The 17,612-nt window shown below is 68.1% G+C and carries 10 protein-coding genes; 5 read left to right on the forward strand and 5 right to left on the reverse strand.

Annotation, left to right across the window (positions count from 1 at the left end):
* Positions 1 to 294: 294 nt before the first annotated feature.
* On the reverse strand, positions 295 to 945 hold the full coding sequence (locus CK620_RS09285) for a LysE family translocator (RefSeq protein ID WP_095542107.1): 651 nt from the start codon (positions 943 to 945) through the stop codon (positions 295 to 297).
* 228 nt (positions 946 to 1,173) lie between these two features.
* On the opposite strand from CK620_RS09285, the gene CK620_RS09290 reads away from it, so the two are divergent.
* A complete protein-coding gene (locus CK620_RS09290; RefSeq protein ID WP_095550057.1) occupies positions 1,174 to 2,145 on the forward strand; it encodes a LysR family transcriptional regulator in 972 nt (323 codons plus the stop codon).
* Between the two features lie 78 nt (positions 2,146 to 2,223).
* Here CK620_RS09290 and mltA read toward each other — a convergent pair whose 3' ends face one another.
* Complete coding sequence (mltA, locus tag CK620_RS09295) at positions 2,224 to 3,399, reverse strand: murein transglycosylase A (RefSeq protein ID WP_095550058.1); 1,176 nt, start codon at positions 3,397 to 3,399, stop codon at positions 2,224 to 2,226.
* Positions 3,400 to 3,778: 379 nt separating this feature from the next.
* Between mltA and CK620_RS09305 the strand changes: the two genes are divergently transcribed.
* The gene (locus CK620_RS09305) at positions 3,779 to 4,585 is read left to right on the forward strand and encodes a YiaD family glycine zipper/OmpA-like lipoprotein (RefSeq protein WP_095550060.1); all 807 of its coding nucleotides are present in this window, start codon (positions 3,779 to 3,781) and stop codon (positions 4,583 to 4,585) included.
* Positions 4,586 to 4,847: 262 nt separating this feature from the next.
* On the opposite strand, the gene CK620_RS09310 is transcribed toward CK620_RS09305, so the two are convergent.
* Positions 4,848 to 9,581, reverse strand: coding sequence for a YhdP family phospholipid transporter (locus tag CK620_RS09310; RefSeq protein ID WP_095550061.1), 4,734 nt, complete (start codon positions 9,579 to 9,581; stop codon positions 4,848 to 4,850).
* Between the two features lie 104 nt (positions 9,582 to 9,685).
* Between CK620_RS09310 and glnE the strand changes: the two genes are divergently transcribed.
* Positions 9,686 to 12,529, forward strand: coding sequence for a bifunctional [glutamate--ammonia ligase]-adenylyl-L-tyrosine phosphorylase/[glutamate--ammonia-ligase] adenylyltransferase (gene glnE / locus CK620_RS09315; RefSeq protein WP_095550062.1), 2,844 nt, complete (start codon positions 9,686 to 9,688; stop codon positions 12,527 to 12,529).
* A 108-nt stretch (positions 12,530 to 12,637) separates the two neighbouring features.
* Here glnE and CK620_RS09320 read toward each other — a convergent pair whose 3' ends face one another.
* The gene (locus CK620_RS09320; protein WP_095542099.1) at positions 12,638 to 13,564 is read right to left on the reverse strand and encodes a Tim44 domain-containing protein; all 927 of its coding nucleotides are present in this window, start codon (positions 13,562 to 13,564) and stop codon (positions 12,638 to 12,640) included.
* Positions 13,565 to 13,852: 288 nt separating this feature from the next.
* On the opposite strand from CK620_RS09320, the gene CK620_RS09325 reads away from it, so the two are divergent.
* Together CK620_RS09325 and CK620_RS09330 are read left to right on the forward strand one after the other, a co-directional pair.
* Complete coding sequence (locus tag CK620_RS09325; RefSeq protein WP_143326031.1) at positions 13,853 to 14,941, forward strand: tetratricopeptide repeat protein; 1,089 nt, start codon at positions 13,853 to 13,855, stop codon at positions 14,939 to 14,941.
* 194 nt (positions 14,942 to 15,135) lie between these two features.
* Complete coding sequence (locus tag CK620_RS09330; protein WP_095550064.1) at positions 15,136 to 16,551, forward strand: DEAD/DEAH box helicase; 1,416 nt, start codon at positions 15,136 to 15,138, stop codon at positions 16,549 to 16,551.
* A 181-nt stretch (positions 16,552 to 16,732) separates the two neighbouring features.
* On the opposite strand, the gene CK620_RS09335 is transcribed toward CK620_RS09330, so the two are convergent.
* On the reverse strand, positions 16,733 to 17,401 hold the full coding sequence (locus tag CK620_RS09335) for a thiol:disulfide interchange protein DsbA/DsbL (RefSeq protein ID WP_095542096.1): 669 nt from the start codon (positions 17,399 to 17,401) through the stop codon (positions 16,733 to 16,735).
* Between the last annotated feature and the right edge of the window lie 211 nt (positions 17,402 to 17,612).

Consider the following 17,612-nt stretch of genomic DNA (forward strand, 5'->3'; position numbering starts at 1 on the left):
CTTCACTGTACCAAGCCTTTATGGCCTACATGGGTGGCTCTTGAATGCAACGCCGACGCGGCAGCTGGTGGTTGTTCGATGCACATAGCGCTCAACCGACTGGAGCATGTCCTGTCCATCGGTGAAGCGGTGCTCCTGAATACATCCGAGATGCGTCCACCATCCCGTTGGTCTGAGGCGTTCTGGGCCTGCTCAGGCGGTACTCAATGCCCAGCTGCTTGTATTGACCCAGTGAAAACCTGCTCATGGGCGGGCTGCACAGCTACGGGCGGCTGTAGCGATCGGCTGGCTGCGCTAACCCGGCTGGCCACGCGCCACGAACAGCAGCGAAACGCCCAGCAGCAACAGCAGCGCGCCGATCACGCCATCGACCCAGCGCTGGCGCGCCAGCAGCGCGCGGCGCATGGCTGGGGCGGAGAAAAACAGCGCCACCACGCTGAACCAGACGATGTGCGCCAGCGACATGAACAGCCCATAGCCCAGGCTGCGCGCCAGCGGCGTATCGGCATGCACCACCTGGGTATAGACCGCCACGACGAACAGCATGGTCTTGGGGTTGAGGGCGTTGGTGAAAAAGCCCATGCGCCACGCTGCGACAGCGCTCAGCGCCTGATCGGCTGGGGCCTGGCGCTGCTCCTCGGCCGCCTGTGCTGGTGCCGCAGCGCGCCAACTGCTGCGCAGCGCCTGCAGCCCCATGAACACCAGATAGGCCGCGCCCAGCAGCTTCAGCAATGCAAACAGCCAGGGCGAGCGCAGCACCAGCAGCGCCACGCCCAACACCGTGTAACACACGTGCACCTGCACGCCAGCGCCAATGCCCAGCGCCCCGATCACGCCAGTGCGCGGGCCGAAGAGGTAGCTGGTGCGCGCAATCATGGCGAAGTCCGGCCCCGGGCTGATCACCGCCAGCACCGTGATGCCAATCACGGCCAACCATTCATGCATGGCTCGCCCCCTGCCCGCCGCAGCGCGGCGCGGCGTGCGGCGGCTGGCACAATCGCCGCCCGGGCAGCGCCCCAATCCGCTCTTTTTGCCCATTGGGCCGAGACTGTGAACAGGCTCTCATGCTTGCCTGCATTGCGATTCCTCCAGTGATACGAAGGCGCGCAGTATCTGCAGCCCGAGCGCGGAGGAAAAGCGATTTTTACGCCCCTTGATCCGTGCATTTTCATCGTGCTTGGCCCTGCAGACTCCCCGCTCTCGCGCATCCCTCTGGCGGCGCTGCGCTATTTCGATGCTGCCGCGCAGACCGGCAGCTTTGCCCAGGCCGCCCAGCGGCTGCACGTCACCCACAGCGCCGTCAGCCGGCAGATCCGCCAGCTGGAGCAGGCCCTGGGCGTGGCACTGTTCGAGCGGCGCAACCGGGCCGTGTTTCTCACCGCCCAGGGGCGCTTGTTGCATGCCACGACCTCAGCGGCATTCGCGCAACTGGATGGCGCCTTGCAGCAGCTGCGGCAGCGCCCGGACAGCCAGCGCCTGGCGCTCTCCTGCGAGCCCACGCTGGCCATGAACTGGCTCATCCCCAGGCTGCCCTCGTTTCAGCGCCGATACCCGCACATCTCGCTGCATTTGCTGGCCGCAGGCGGGCCCATTGACCTGCAGCGCAGCGGAGTCGATCTGGCGCTGCGTCGCAACGACTTCGCGTGGGACAGCGCCAGCGTGCATGCCAGCAAGATCTGCGATGAATGGATTGGCCCGGTCTGCCGCGGCGGCCTGGCCCAGGCGCGGCGCCTGCACACGGCCACGCGCCCCGATGCCTGGGCCGCCTGGCAGCGTCTGCACACCAGCGGCAGCCACGCGGCAAAGGCAGCACCAACAGCATCAGGGACGACACCCAGCACGCGCCGCGCGCTGCGCCAGGCCTCAAATCCAGCAGACCAAGCGGGCCAGGCGCAGCACTATGAACACTTTTATCTGAGCATCCAGGCCGCTGCAGCAGGCCTGGGGGTGGCCATGGCCTCGGTGCTGATGGTGCACGACGCGCTGGCCAGCGGGCAATTGCATGCACCGCAAGGGTTTGTTCGCGATGGCTCCAGCTACCACCTGCTCAGCCGCGTGCCCTGGGCAGAGGCCAGCACGGCCTGCCTGCAATTGCGGCAATGGCTGCAGTCCGAGGCAGCCGCCTGCTGCCCACAGCCCACATGAGCGCCTGTTCACGCGCTCCGGCGCCAACCGAAAGCGCACGGCCACACGCGGATTCTGTACAGGCGCGCGCAGCGGCCTTCACGGCAAAGGCACGCCCTTGGGCCACAGCGCCCACAGGTAAAGATCCTGCTTGACGCGCCCGGCCAGCTCACCGGCCTCGGGGCCCCGGCCAGCGAAATAATCGGCGCGCACCGCACCGACGATGGCGCTGCCCGTATCCTGCGCCAGCACCAGGCGCTTTTCGTTGAGCACCGGCCCGGCCGTCATCAGCCAAACCGGCGTGCCATAAGGAATGCTGCGCTTGTCCACAGCGATGGAGCGCCCCGGCGTCAACGGCACGCCCTGGGCGCCACGCGGGCCCAGCTCCTGCGCCTCGGGCGGCAGCGGCTCTTCCTTGAAAAACACGTAGCGCGGGTTGCTCCAGAGCATCTCCTGCACCCGATGCGGGTTGGCCTGCACCCAGGCCTTGATGCCCGGCCAGCTGGCATCGCTGATCAGGCGACGCTCGAGCAGCCAGCGGCCCACGCTCTTGTACGGATGGTTGTTCGTGCCCGCATAGGCCAGCCGCACATGGCGGATGGCGCCATCGGGCTCCTGCAGGATCAAACGGCCCGAGCCCTGGATGTGCAGCACCAGCGCATCCACCGGGTCTTCCAACCAGGCGATTTCGCGACCGGCCAGGGCCGTGGCCGCGCCCGGATGGCCCGTCTCGATCTGCTGGCGACTGAACCACGGCCCTTGGTTGGCATAGCCCGAGGGCAAGGCATACAGCGGCACGCCAAAGCCACCGCCGGCCATGCGCCGCGCGCGCATCACAGGCTCGTAATAAGCCGTGAGCATGCCCCGATCGCGGCCATCGGGCGTGCGCACCAAGTAGGGCTGCAGGCTGCGCCGCATCCAGGCGCGGCGCAGCGCATCGTCGGCCGTGCGCAAGGCCTGCACCTCGCTGCAAGCCTGGCGCCAACTGGGCGCGGGCACGCTGCAGCTGTGCAGCCAAGCCGCCCAGGCCTGCTCCAGCGCATCCTGCTCAAAACCGGGCAAATCGCCCCATGGCACCGGCGTCCACAATGCGCCAGGGCGATGCACGCTGGGGCCTATGGGGTGGGGCATCAGCACTGGCAGCGCACTGGGCTGGGCCTGCGCGCCAGATTGGGCCGGCACCACCGGCGCCGGCGCCGGCTTGGGGGCGGCGCAGCCAGCCAGCCAGGCAGCCAGGCCCATTGCCAAAATGCCGGAAAAAAAACGTACGGACATGAACAACAACCTGGGCCATCAAGGCCCTCAAATAACGCATGAACTGTGCACCAGCAGCGCCACAGCGCAACGCGCACCAGCCCAAAGCAAGTTTTTTGCCCGCCGGGCAAAGATTTTGCACAGACTCTGACAACCGTTGACGACACTGGCGCGTTCACGGCATGCTGCGCATACCCAGCGCCCATGGCCTGGGATCGCCACCAAATAGCAGGCGGATTATCCATAAGAGCCTGCTGGCCATTTCGGCACAAACCAAAATTTGTGCCGCGCTGGGCAACAAGGCTTTATGGGCAAAGCCCATCCCCGGGCCGTTGCCCCTGCACCTAAGAACCTGTTCCAACCACACGCCAATCCGCATCACTTTCTCTGGAGGGAAAACATGACCCCAACCACCACCGCACTGCGCGCCACCCGCCCCCTGCTGGCTGCCGCCGCAGCCGCTAGCCTGCTGCTGGCTGGCTGCGCCAACATGAGCGACAACCAACGCTACACCGCCACCAGCGTCGGCATCGGCACCGCTGCGGGCGCCGTCGTCGGCGGCATTGCGGGCGATGGGCGCGGCGCAGCCATCGGCGCCACGCTGGGGGGGCTGGGCGGCTATGTCTGGTCGCAACGCATGGAGCGCCAGCGCGCCGAAATGGATCGTGCCATGGCCGACTCTGGCGTGGTCGTCACCCAGACGCAGGACAACCGGCTCAAGCTCAACATTCCCAGCGACATCTCGTTTGACACCAATCGCGCCGAGATCAAACCGCAGTTTGCCCCGCTGCTGGACCAATTCGCCTTCAGCCTGCAGAACAACCCGGGCACGGACATCGTCATCGTCGGCCACACCGACAGCACCGGCAACGACGCCATCAACAACCCGCTGTCGTTCAACCGCGCCGAAAGCACCCGGCAATACCTGATCGCGCGCGGCGTGGCGGCCCAGCGCATCCAGATCGATGGCCGCGGCTCGCACGAGCCAGTGGCCACCAACGCCACGGCCGAAGGCCGCTCGCGCAACCGCCGCGTGGAAATCTACGTCGGCGAGCCAGCCCAGGCCCAGCCCCAGCAGCCACAGCCGCCGCAGTACCAGCAGCCGCAATACCAGCCGCAGCCCTACCCGCAACAGCCGCAATACCAGCAGCCGCCCCAGCAGTACCCGCAGTACCAACCACAGCCGTACCCGCAGTACCGCCGCTGATCGGCCTGCAGCCACCCCAAAGCCCGCCAGAGCCGTCTGGCGGGTTTTTTCATGGTCGCGGCACGGCGCGCCAGCCGCACAACAAGCACCTGTGCCTCAGAGCCTGTGCACAATCTCGGCGCGAGTGGGCAAGAAGCGCTTTGGGAGGGCTGCAAGGCGCAAAACACAGCCACAGCCCCCTGCTATGGCGAGGCTTTGCAACGCGCCGCAGACCACCCAAATCCGCCCTCTTGACCGCCGTGTAGAGATTGTGCGCAGGCTTTCAAGGCGCATCGCCCGACTCCGGCTGTGGTTGCGCCGCAGCAGCCGGGCGGGCCAGGCGTTGGACCTGGGGCTCGCTCCAAGTGCCGTGGATGTGAAACTGCCGCGCAGCCGATTCGGCCAGCGGCTTGCTCAGGAAGAACTGCGCCAGGAAGGTGCCTGCGCCCACGGCTGGGTTGATGGCCGTGGCCACGAGCGAGGCGGTCATGGCGTCGAGCTCGGGCACGACCACGACCTGGATGTCCTGCGTTTCGGCCACGAGGTCGGCCACGCCCTCGAGCAGCACGCCGGCATTGACGCCCTTCATCTGCAGGTTGTTGGTGCGCGCCTGGCCGCCCTCCAGCCGCACGTCGCCCTGTATGAAGTCGAAAGCGAAGCCGCTGCTGAACACGTCTCGGAAGTCCAGACTCAAGCGCCGCGGCAAGGCCTGCAGGCTGAGCACGCCCAGCAGCCGCGCCGCGCCGGCGCTGGCCTGCAGGAACTGCCCACGACGCACCTGCAGGTGCAGCGCGCCGCCCAGGCTGGGCAGATCCAGTTTCAGCGGCGAGCCGCTCCAGGAGAGCCGGCCGTCGAGCTGGCCCTGTCCGCCCTGCAGCACGCCAGGCATGCCCAGGCGCGCCAGCAGGCCGCCGGCGTCGAACATCTCCAGCGTGAAGCGCATGTCCATTTGCTTGCGGCCGCTGAGCAAGGCGCTGGGCTGGCCCTGGCGCGTTGCATCGCGCCAGCTGCCCTTGGCGGTCAGCCGCGCCTGGGGGGTGGTCATGGTCAGGTAGTTGATGCGCCATTCACTGGGCGCTCCGGCCTGTACTTGGTTGACAGCCTGCAGGGCTACGCGGCCCCAATCGCGCCGGGCAAACAACAGGCGTTCGATTTCCAAATCCACGGTCGGCAGGTGCGTCACATCGGCCCAGTTGGGCGTTGCGCCGCTGGGCTGCGTGGGCTGAGGGGCCTGCAGCGTGGCGGGCTTGCCATCGCCCTGTTGCTCGGCCAGCGTGGCGGGCAGCTCCAGATAGGCCACTTTGCCGCGCAACAGGCCGGTGCCTTCAAGGTAGTCCGGGTGGTATTCCAGCGTGCCCTGGGCCTGGCGCGCCTTGAGTCTGGCCACCCAGTGGCGGCGCTCGCCATCGCTGCGGTAGATCTGCGCCTGCACGGCGTCAAAGCCCACCGCCCCCAATTGCAGGCGTGGCAGCTTGGCATACCAAACGTCGGGCACGAATGCCTGCCAGGCTGGTGGCGTAGATGGCGTAGATGGCGTAGATGGCGTAGATGGCGTAGATGGCGCGGATGGCGCCATGGCTACGGCGTCAAGGCCAGGCGGCGGCGCATTGGCAGGCGCGGCCTGCGGCTGCGCCAGCGCATGCAGCCAGGGCAGCCAGGCCGAGGCATTCCACTGCGGCCAGGCAATGGTGGCGCGCACCCGCGGGCTGATGGGTGCGGGCGCAAAGCTGTTGGGGATGAAGGCCGCCAGACGGCGTTCATCGGCGCTGAAGGCGCCGATCAGCACCTCGCCGCCCAGCACGCGCCAGGCGCTGGCTGGGCTGGCGACCTTGGCCGCTGGGCCGCTGGCCTGCTGGGACGCGCTGCTGCCTGCTGGCGCGCTGGCGGCATTGGCTGCGCTGGCCACATGGGCTGGGGCGGCCAGGCGGTAGCGGGCGTACAGGCGCTGGCCCCATTGCAGTTGCAGGCTTTCTTCGCCCTGCGCCTGGGCCGCTGGCGCATGCCACAGGCGCAGCGGCTCGGCGCTGGCGGCGGGCTTGTCCAGCGGCGCAGGCAAATGGCTGCCCAGGCCTTGCAGATCGCTGGACAGGTCAATGTAGGCGCGCTCGCCCACGGTCTGCACCTGCAACTGGTAGCTGCTCTGGCCGTGCAGCGGCGCCAGCCAGGCCTGGGCGGCGCCCTGGCCCAGCGCCTGGGCGGCGTACTGGCGCAGGCCGTCGGCGCTGAGCTGCCCTTGCGCCTCAATGCGTGTGCGAAAGGGCTGACCGGGCTGCAGCGGCTGTGAGGCCAGCGTCAGTCGCAGCGGCCCGCCCAAGGCCTGGGCCTGCAAATCCTGTGCCGCAAAGCCCTGGTGGGAAAACTGCACGCTGCCTTGCACCTGTTGCAGCTGCGGCACCTGGGGCCACCAGCGCAGCTGGTTGCCCTGCAGGTGCACACGGCCTTGCACGCTGGGCTGCGCCCCGGCCCGCGTGGCCGCGGCCTCCAGCGGGATGTCCAGCTGCAGCTCCAGGCGCGCCGCGCCATCGCCTTGCAGCGTGTCCAGCACATGGCCGGTCATGCGCGCCGCCGGGGTGCTGGCCAGCACGTTGAGCTGGGCCTGCAGCGGCCCTTGGGCCCGCGCCTGCACCTGCAGATGGGCATGCGTCAAGTCGTCGATGCGCGCCTGGCCTTCGAGCAGGCGCACCTGTGGCGCAGCCTGCAGCTGGCCTTGCCGCACCTGCAGTCGCATTTGCTGCCCTTCGAACACCAGCGTGCCGGCCAGGGCCTGCAAATCCGGCCAGGCCAGCGGCAGCGTGCCCGGCGGCAACAGCGCGTGGGGCAGGTAGCGCAGACCCACGTCTTCCAGCTCGGCCTGGATGCGAAACAGCGCACTGTCGGCCCTGGCGGCGGTGACCGACCTTGATGCGGCAGCCGCAAAGGGGAATTCGTGCAGCGGGCCGCGCACCTCGAACTGCACCTGGCGCGATCGGCCCTGACGCACGGCCTCGCGCACGTAGTGGCGCACGGGCTGCGGGATGCTGCGCGGCAGGTAGCGCCACACGGCGGAGGCATCGGCCTGGCTGAGGCTGGCGCGCAGGTCCAGATGCCCAGGCCAGGGCCCCGGCTGGCGGCCTTTGCGCGGTTTCATCCGTGCCACCTCCTGCGCCGTGGAGTTGCGCCAGTGCAGGTGCAGTTGGCCGCGGGCATGGGCATTGGCCAGCTGCGGCGCTTGCAGCTGCAGCTGCCACAGGCCCTGTGCGTCGCGCTGCCAGTGCAGCTGCGCCTGCAGTTGCTCAATGGGGATGTGGGGCGGCTCAAACAGCCTGGGCAGGCGCACAGCGCCCGAGGCCATGCTCAAGGTGGCCTGGCCTTGCCGGGCATCGGCCTGCAGCGTGCCGCTCAGGCCGGCCACTGCGGCCGGCAGGCGCTCGTCCTGCATGCCCAGCTGCAGCTGCTGCCATTGCGCGCGCAGTTGCCAGTGCCGGGGCCAGTGCTGGGGCGCATTTGCCAGCCAGGCTGGCGCTGCTGGCGGGGATAGCTGTTGGGACTGCTGTTGGGGTGTGGATTGCGCTGCGTTGCCTTGCCAGCTCAGCTCCAGCTCTTGCAGCCGGCCTGCGGGCTGCCAGCGCGCCAGCGCATGCTGCATGGCCTGCCAGCGCTGCCGCCAGGCCGGCGCGGTACGCGCAGCTGTGGGCTGCGGCGGCTGCAGCAGGGCCGCCAGCGGCGCCAGATCCACTTCAGACCATTGCAGCTGGCCCTGGGCGCTGCGCCAGTCCGACCAGTGCTGCCCGGGCGCCAGTTGCAGCGACAGCTGCATGGGGCCGCTGCGCCACTGCCAGCGGCCGCGCGCCAGTTGCATGGGCTCCAGCGTCACATGCCATTGCATGCCCGGTCCGCCTTCCTGGCGCAGCAGCGTCAAGCTGGCCTGGGCCTGCTCCCAATGCAGCCACGGCGGCGCGGCCGGCGCGTCGGCATCGCGCAACTGCCACTGGCCAAGCTGTACGCTGGCATCGGCGCGCGCCAGCTGGCCCTGGCGCAAGCGCAACTGCAGCTGTGCATCGACCTGACCGCTGGCGGCCTGCGGCTGCGCCAGGGCCGCCCAGGCCTGCGGCCATGGCCGGCCCGTTTGCTGGGCCCATTGTTCGGCCCACTGCAAGGCAGTCTGCAAGATGGGTTGCAACTGCTGCACCGGCACGGCCTGCAATTGCAGCTGCCAGCGCCCATCGGGCAGGCCGGGCTGTGCGCCGCCCCAGCTGCCACGCCACTGGCCCTCAATGCGCACGGCCGCCGCGGGCGCATCTTCGGCAGCGTCATGCTCTGCGGGCTGCGGGGCCAGCGACAGTTGCAGCTGGTGCCTGCCCAGCGCCGTGTGACGCAGCTGCCAGTCGATGTGGTGCAGCGCCCAGAGTGCCTGGGCCGGGCCAACCTGGCCTGCGGGTTGCTGCTGCCAGATCAGGCTGCCCTGCTCCACGCGCAATTCGGGCTGGCGCTGCAGCCAACGCCATACGGCCGCCCCGGCTGCTTCGGTGGTGGAGCCAGACACCGGCTGCGCCGCCGGGGCGGCGTCATCGGGGGCCAGCGCCGGGGCCGCCGCGCTGGCCGGGCTGGCGGCCGCGCTCAGGTACAGCGTCGGGCGGTGCAGCACCAGCGCCGCCACACTCTGACGCCACAGCATCTGCCAGGACAGCTCCACCCTGGCCTGGGGCACATGCAACGCCATGCGGCCGTCGCGCGCGCGGGCCTGCACATCCCACGCCACCAGGCTGGGCAGCAGCCCGGCGGTCTGGGCCTGCAAGCGGCCCAGTTGCAGCTGCAGGCCGGTGGCCTGGCTGGCGTAGCGCTCCAGCGCCGGGCGCCATTGGTCGATGCGCGGCAGCAGCCACCAGTGCAGCAAGGCCAATGTCAACGTCAGGCTCAATAACAGCCCCAGCAAGGCCCACCGCAGCCAGCGCAAGCCCTGGCGCCAGAGCCTACGCCCGCCCCGTTGGGCCGGGCCGGGCGCGCCGGGGCTGGTCGCATCCAAGGGGGGACGATTCATGGGGGGCGATTATCAGCCCAGGTCCTGGGCGCGCCAGTGCACCAGTGCGTCGGTGCGCTGGCCGACAATACGGGCCATCTTCCGCACCCATCTGCACGATCGCCATGAATCTCTGCACCACGCCGCCGCCCCACCCCAGCAGCCCCGCCTGGCAAGGCCTGCCCGGCGGGGCAGGCCATTCGCGCTTCGTGCAACGCATCCGGCGCCGCTACGCGCAGGAGCTGCCCTGCCTGCCGCCGGGCCAGGTCACGCGTGCGGGCATGCAGCAGGCCCTGCAGGCGCTGCTGCACACTCAGCCGCTGGGCGCGGCGCTGCGCATCCTGCGCCAGTTGGTGCTGCTGCGGCTGGTCGAGCGCGATGTGGAGCAGGCCGCGCCGATGCAGGAGATCACCCAGGCCATGACGGAGCTGGCCGAGCTGGCGCTGGACCAAGCCTTCGGCCACGCCCAAGCGCAGCTGCAGCAGCGCCACGGCCAGCCGCTGGACGCGCAGGGCCAGGCAGTGCAGTTCTGGATCGTGGGCATGGGCAAGCTGGGCGCGCGCGAGCTCAACGTCTCCAGCGACATCGACCTGATCTACGTGTACGAGCGCGATGGCGAGACCAGCGGCGACGCAGCCGGGCGCGGCGTCATCAGCAACCACGAGTACTTCAGCCGGCTGGCGCGCCAGCTGCAAACCCTGGTGGGCGAGACCACCGAGCACGGCCTGGTTTTTCGCATGGATCTGGCGCTGCGCCCGCACGGCAAGTCCGGCCCGCCGGTGAGCTCGCTGCCTGCGCTGCACCAGTACTTCCTGACCCACGGCCGCGAATGGGAGCGCTTTGCCTGGCTCAAAAGCCGCGTCGTCGCGCCTGCGGCGGCTGTGCGCTCGCCCAACGTGCGCAAGCTGCGCGAGGCGGTGCTGCCGTTCGTGTTCCGCCGCTACCTGGACTACCCGGTGTTCGATGCCTTGCGCGAGCTGCATTGCCAGATCCGCGAACATGCCAATGCGCGCTGCGCAGGCCGCCCCGAGCGCGCCAATGATGTCAAGATCGCGCGCGGCGGCATCCGCGAGATCGAATTCACCGTACAGCTGCTGCAAGTGGTGCGCGGCGGCAGCTTCCCCGAGCTGCGCTGCCGCCCTACGCTGGAGGCATTGCATCGCCTCAGCCGCGCCGAGCTGATGGCGCCACAGACAGCCCAGCGGCTGCACGATGCCTACGTCTTCCTGCGCCAGAGCGAGCACCGCATCCAGTACCTGGACGATCAGCAGACCCATGTGCTGCCCACCGATGCGGTGGATCTGCAATGGATTGCCCACAGCATGGGCTTTGAGGGCAGCGACAGCTACCTGCAAGCGCTGGCCGCGCACCGCGAGTGCGTGGCGCAGGAGTTCGAGGCGCTTCTGGGCACGAACAAAAAGTCGCGCCGGCGGCTCGGCCCTGCGGGCAACGCGCAGGCCAAGCCCGCCCCCGATGCCGCCAACGACCAGCCGCCACCGCACGGCAGCCAGGCCAGCGCCGCGCCCAGCTCCTGGCCCCAGCTGCTGCGCCAGCTGCCCCCAGCCATGGCAGAGCACCTCGCATCCTGGCCAGAGCTGCCGCGCTTTGAGGCACTGCGCCATGGCTCCATGACCCGGGTGCTGGCACTGCTGCACACCACCGGCGAACAATTGGCCAGCGGCGCCATCACGCAGGATGCGGCGCTGCGCTTTTGCGACTGGATGGAGTCGCTGCTCGGGCGCGACAGCTACTTTGCGCTGCTGATGGAATGCCCCGGCATCCACAACCGCCTGCTGCAGCTGCTGGGCTCGACCAAATGGCCATTGCGCTACATGCTGCGCCACCCTGGCGTGGTCGATGAGCTGGCCAGCGGCACCATGCTCAGCGAACGCTTCGACGCAGACTACTTCGCCAAGGAGCTGCAATGGCGCCACGATGCGCTGCGCAGCACCGGCGAGGACGACGACGAGGCCCTGATGGACGTGCTGCGCCGTGGCATGCACGCCGAAACCTTCCGAACGCTGGCGCGCGACGTGGAGCAGCGCATCTCGGTCGAGGCCGTGGCCGACGATCTCAGCGCGCTGGCCGACACCATCTTGCAAGTCACCACCGACTGGTGCTGGCAGCGGCTGCGCAAAAAGCACCGCGACACGCCGCAATTTGCCATCATCGGCTACGGCAAGCTCGGCGGCAAAGAGCTGGGCTACGGCAGCGACCTGGACATCGTCTTCGTCTACGACGACGAGCACGAGGACGCCCCGCTGGTCTACGCCAACCTGGTGCGCAAGCTCATCGCCTGGCTCAGCAGCAAGACCGCCGAAGGCGACCTCTACGCCATCGACACCGCGCTGCGCCCCAACGGCAACTCCGGCCTGCTGGTCACCAGCTTCCAGGCCTATGCCGACTACCAGCAACAGCGCGGCAGCAACACCGCCTGGACCTGGGAGCACCAGGCCATGACGCGCGCGCGCTTCGTGCTCGGCTCGCCCGCGCTGCGCGCGCGCTTTGACGAAGTGCGCCGCGCCGTCATCCAGGCCCCGCGCGAGCACGCCGCGCTGCGCGCGCAAATCCTGGCCATGCGCGAGAAAATGCGCCAGGCCCACCCCATCGCCAACGACTGCTTCGACCTCAAGCACAGCCCCGGCGGCATGATCGACATCGAATTCGCCACCCAGTACCTGGTGCTGGCGCATTCCGGCCAGCACCCCGAGCTGGTGCGCAATGCCGGCAACATCGCCCTGCTGCAAATTGCCCAGGAGCAAGGCCTGCTGCCCGCCCCCATGGGCCAGGCCGCAGCCGATGCCTACCGCACCATGCGGCGCAGCCAGCACATAGCCCGTCTCAACGAAGAACACGGCCACATGCCGCTGCCGCAGGCCCAGGCCATGCAGCAGGCCAGCCTGGCGCTGTGGCAGCATCTGTTCGGCGCGGACGAGCAAGCACAGGCGCAGGCCACGCGCCTGCACTAGAGCGTGTTATGCACTTTGCGCCCGGTGGGCAAAAAAAACGCGGCCATGGGTTTTGCCCATGGCCGCGTTCTTCGTTCTTATTTGAGCTGGCAGCTGCCAGTCGGTGCCTTATTGCAGAGCCTGCAGGCCAGCGACCAGCCAGCCTGAGCCGCCGTTCTTGGGCTTGGTCATGTTCCAGACCTCACGGAACGGATTCGGGCCTGCGGCCGCATCCTCGCGGATCATGCCGGAGAACTCGACGCTGGCCATGTAGACATCGTCCAGCTCTTCAATGCCCAGCAGCTGGGCGTCGAGGGTGATGACCTCGGTGTGGTTGGGCTTGCCACCGCTGTTGGCATCGCGCTCGGCCAGTTGCTGGCGGATCTCGGCCAGCATCTCGTCGGTCATCATGGCGCGCAGCGCCAGCAGGTCGCTGTCGTCCCAGGCCTTTTGCAGGCTGACGAAATTGCGCTTGGCCGCGCTCAGAAAGCCCTCGGTGTCAAAACCTTGCGGAATGCCCCAGGTCTGCGAGCCGGCCAGCGCCGAGCCGATCATCGAGCCGCCTTGCTCAAACGGGCGGGCCGAGGCGTCGTTGCCGACGTTGCGCGGGTTGTAAGGCTGGGCGCTGCGCTGGCTGGCATTGCCAGCCATGCCGGCAAACGGGTTGCCGCCGGCGGCCGCGCCCTGCATGGCTGGGCGGTTGCGCGAGCGCATGATGGCGCCGATCACAGCCATGGCCAGCAGGCCCAGCAGCAGCAACATCAGCACCGTGCCGAATTCCTCACCCAGGCCCAGGGCGCTGGCCAGCCAGGCCAGACCCAGGCCAGCGGCCAGACCGCCAAGCAAGCCCATCATGGGGCTGCGCGGACGCGCCTGGGCATTGGCTGCAGCGCCACGCTGCGCCGCTGGCGGCGTGGTGGCCTGGCGCTGCGTCACATTGCTGGATTGGCGCCCGATGGAGCTGCCGCCGCCCATGCGGCGCGCTTCGGCATCGGCATGCACCAGCATCAGCAGGGCGAGAAAAAAGGCTGCCAGCACGGAGCCGAGCTTTTTCATCGTCAAGGTCATTGTTTCTCCTGAATCATTGAATGGCAGTCGCATGGCCGCCGTTGGGATTTACCTGGGCGCGATTCTTCCAAATTGCGAATACCCTTTCCGGTTTTCGGTTTCCTGCCGCAATAGGGGCGTTGTCTTCAACGAAAAGCGAACGCTTTGATGCGCGCAGCCCTTGCCAAGACCTTGCCCGCGCGCAGCGCATCGCACACGCCATGGCGATAATGCCCCGGCATCTGCGGCCTTGGGCCGCTGCCGACCTGGCTTGGGCCAGCACAAAGGAGCTTCCACATGCCGCATTCCCCTCTTCACCCAGCGCCTGGTCTGCAACACACGCTGACCAGGGCATGGCCCCAGGTATTGACCCGAGCATTGGCCACAGGGGCATTGCTGGGCGCTGCCAGCTGGGCCCTGGCCCAGAGCCCGACCAGCCCGGCCAGCCCGGAGCAGCTGTGCGACACCGTGGCCTCGCCACTGGACCCGCAGCGCCCGCCCGAGGTCAAGCCCCGGACGTTCACAGCCGGCCGGGCACTGCAGGACACGATCGCCGCCTGCCTCAAGGCCATCGAAAAGCACCCGAAGCAGGCGCGCTATGCCTACCAGCTGGGCAACGCCTACTTCCTGCAATTGCAGGAGTACGAGCTGCAAAACCTGTTCAACCACAAAGGCCAGGGCGCATCGCGCCGTGACATGGCCAAGGCATGGCAGCTCAAGGCCCTGGCCAGCGGCGCGCGCCAGCAATACCGCCGCGCCGCCGATGCGGGCTATCTGGCCGGGCACTACGGACTGGCGCTCATGCAGCTCCACGAGCTGCAGCCAGTGCCATGGCCTGCCCTGCAGGAGCACCACCAGGCCCTGCAGGCCAAGGCCCCGGCGCTGGCCCATGTGCTGCAGGGCCGCTGGCACAGCCACCAATTCCTTGAGGTGCAGGACAAGCCGCAAGCCCAGGAGCACCTGACCCAGTCCCGCCAGCATTACCAGCAGGCCATCGACCTGGGCCTGCCCCAGGCTTTGCTGGCCCTGGCCAGCAGCTACCAGCAGCCCAACAAGGGCCAGGATGGCGAAAAATACCTGCAGACATTGGCCAAGGCCGCGCAGCTGGACATTGGCATGGCCCGCAGCCTATATGCCCGTGCGCTGTACCGGCTGGGCCGCAATGAGGAGGCCGACGCCCTGCTGGCCGAGCTGGAGCAGGCCGCAGCCACCGATGCCGATGCCCGTGTGGAAATGCACTATCTGCAGGCACAGCGCCTGATCAATGGCCACAGTGGCGTGCGCGTGAACATACCGCAGGCCATGGAGTTGCTCAAGCAGGCCGCACAAGCGGGGCATGTGCTGGCCAGGCACGAGTTGCTGGACCTGCACGGGCGCTGGCAGTGAGATCCCCCTGGCTGGGGCAGGCACGCACACGCCACCAGCGCACGCTGGGCCATGGGATAAGCCCACGGATGGATCTCTGAAAGGCTGCTGCAAAGGCCTCTGGATTCGCGCAGACCTGCCCTGGCAGGCAGTTGGCCGATAATTGGCCGTTTCGATTCCGGCGCGGCCTGCCACCGCGCTCTGACACTGCACCCATGAGCAAACCTTTTTCCACCCTGATGCTGGCCGAGCCGATTCAGCGCGCCATCGCGCAAATGGGCTACCAGGACATGACGCCGATCCAGGAGCAGGCCATCCCCGTGGTGCTGGCTGGCCAGGATGTCATGGGCGCGGCGCAGACCGGCACCGGCAAAACCGCCGCCTTCTCGCTGCCGCTGCTGCAGCGCATGCTGCGGCATGAGAACAGCTCGGCCTCGCCCGCGCGCCACCCGACCCGCGCGCTGGTGCTGCTGCCCACGCGCGAGCTGGCCGATCAGGTGGCCAGCCAGATCGCCCAGTTTGCCCAGCACACCCAGCTGCGCAGCGCCGTGGTCTTTGGCGGCATGGACATGAAGCCCCAGGTGGCCGAGCTGAAAAAAGGCGTGGAAATCCTCGTGGCCACCCCCGGGCGCTTGCTGGACCATCTGGAGGCGCGCTCGGTCTCGCTGGGCCAGGTCGAGTACGTGGTGCTCGACGAGGCCGACCGCATGCTGGACATCGGCTTTCTGCCCGATCTGCAGCGCATCCTCTCGCACCTGCCGGCCAAGCGCACCACCTTGCTCTTCTCGGCCACTTTCTCACCAGAAATCAAACGCCTGGCCGAGAGCTACCTGCACAACCCGGTGCTGATTGAGGTCGCGCGCCCCAATGCCACGGCTTCGAGCATCGAACAGCAATTCTTCCACCTGGCCGAAGCCGACAAACGCCGCGCACTGCTGCACCTGTTCCGTGAGAACGGCAAGCAGCAGGCCTTCGTGTTCGTCAACAGCCGCCTGGGCTGCGCCCGCCTGGCGCGCGCACTGGAGCGAGACGGCGTGCGCACCGCCGCCCTGCACGGCGACAAAAGCCAGGACGAGCGCCTCAAGGCGCTGGACGCCTTCAAGGCTGGCGAGGTCGATCTGCTGGTCTGCACCGACGTGGCCGCACGCGGGCTGGACATCAAGAACGTGCCGGCGGTGTTCAACTTCGACGTGCCCTTCCACGCCGAGGACTACGTGCACCGCATCGGCCGCACGGGCCGCGGCGGCGCCTCGGGCCTGGCCATGACGCTGGTCACGCCCGAGCAGGATCGCCAGCTGGCCGAGATCGGCAAGCTCATCGGCAAGAAAATCAGCGCCGAGCCGCTGCCGCTGCCGCGCGGCATGGAGCGCAGCGAACGGCGCAACCGCCGCGACGAAGCGCTGGAGCGCCGCAGCGCGCGCGAAGCCCGCGAGGATCGCCCGCCCCGCAGGCCCGCCGCGCCGCAGGATCCGCTGTTCGACACGCCCTATCTGCCGCCCGAAGGCGATGCGCGCCCAGCCTGGGAGCCCAGCGCCAAGCCCGCTGGCGGCCATCGCCGCTCAGCCAACATCAAGCCCAAGGCCAAGGTCGCCGCGCTGCTCAGAGCCAGCCCGCAAAGTTCTCGTGAATAGCAATCGCCGCCGCCCATCCGATGCTCAGTCAGATCAGCGCGGCGCGAGGACTTCCATCAAAAGACAAACCCTCAGGGCCACGAAGCACCAAGAGCCTGTGCGCGATCTCCATGAAGGCGATTGCGCACAGGCTCTTGGCATTGGCGGCGGCCAGATTCGGCAGCCGCTTTTTTGTCGGGCATCAGCCCATCTGCTTGCGCTCCTGCTCAACCAGATAGTCGACCACTTCCAGCGCGCGCGGCAGGCTGCTGGACATGGTGCCATCGGTGTAGTACTTGCCAGCCACGCCCAGCGAGGGCACACCTTGCACGCCAAAGTCGTTTTGCAGCTGCGTGGCGCGGCGCACGGCGCTGGCCACCGAGAAGGAGCCGTAGAGCTTCTTGAACTCCTCCAGATCGACGCCCGATTGCGCTTTGACCCATTCAAACACGGCCTCATCGGAAGTCAGGCGGCGGCGTTCGTTCTGGATGGCGCCAAACACCGCCACATGCAGCTTGTCCAGCAGCTTCATGCCCTCCAGGGCGTAGAACAGCTTTTGCTGCGGCACGAAGTTGCCGTTTTGCTGGAAGGCAATGGGTACGCGGCGCACCAATACGTGCTCGGGCTGGGCCTTGACCCAGTTGGCGAACATGGGCTCGAAGGTGAAGCAGTGCGGGCAGGAATACCAGAAGAACTCCAGCACTTCCACCTTGCCCGGGGGGGTGTCCAGATTCACCGGCGTGCCCAGCTTCACGTAGTCCTTGCCCTCCTGGGGCGGCGTCTTGGCCTGCTGCGCCCAGGCAGGCAGGCTGCCCAGCGCGCCGGCTGTGCCCAGCAGTGCGGTGGTCAGGGAAAAATCACGGCGATTCATGGACACCTTGTGGCTCCTCATTCAATGGACAAATCAAAACGGGGGTGGGATCGACCGCCCTTGGTAGGGCGGCATGGGGATGCATCAATCAGCGATGCCTGTGAATCAGACCGCGCAGCGAAAGTTCCCACAGGCGTCCCAAGCGGCGCGCCATTGTCCCACCAAATGCCATCATCGCCCTGGCAACGGGCGAAGGCTGATTTACCATCGC

The organism is Vandammella animalimorsus (assembly GCF_002285285.1).
Lineage (GTDB): Bacteria > Pseudomonadota > Gammaproteobacteria > Burkholderiales > Burkholderiaceae_C > Lampropedia > Lampropedia animalimorsus.

Bases quoted from the DNA above. Each gene is read 5' to 3' on its own strand.
- CK620_RS09305 (WP_095550060.1), top strand. From the start codon at position 3,779: ATGACCCCAACCACCACCGCACTGCGCGCCACCCGCCCCCTGCTGGCT.
- CK620_RS09325 (WP_143326031.1), top strand. From the start codon at position 13,853: ATGCCGCATTCCCCTCTTCACCCAGCGCCTGGTCTGCAACACACGCTG.
- CK620_RS09330 (WP_095550064.1), top strand. From the start codon at position 15,136: ATGAGCAAACCTTTTTCCACCCTGATGCTGGCCGAGCCGATTCAGCGC.
- mltA (WP_095550058.1), bottom strand. From the start codon at position 3,399: ATGTCCGTACGTTTTTTTTCCGGCATTTTGGCAATGGGCCTGGCTGCC.
- glnE (WP_095550062.1), top strand. From the start codon at position 9,686: ATGAATCTCTGCACCACGCCGCCGCCCCACCCCAGCAGCCCCGCCTGG.
- CK620_RS09285 (WP_095542107.1), bottom strand. From the start codon at position 945: ATGCATGAATGGTTGGCCGTGATTGGCATCACGGTGCTGGCGGTGATC.
- CK620_RS09310 (WP_095550061.1), bottom strand. From the start codon at position 9,581: ATGAATCGTCCCCCCTTGGATGCGACCAGCCCCGGCGCGCCCGGCCCG.
- CK620_RS09320 (WP_095542099.1), bottom strand. From the start codon at position 13,564: ATGAAAAAGCTCGGCTCCGTGCTGGCAGCCTTTTTTCTCGCCCTGCTG.
- CK620_RS09335 (WP_095542096.1), bottom strand. From the start codon at position 17,401: ATGAATCGCCGTGATTTTTCCCTGACCACCGCACTGCTGGGCACAGCC.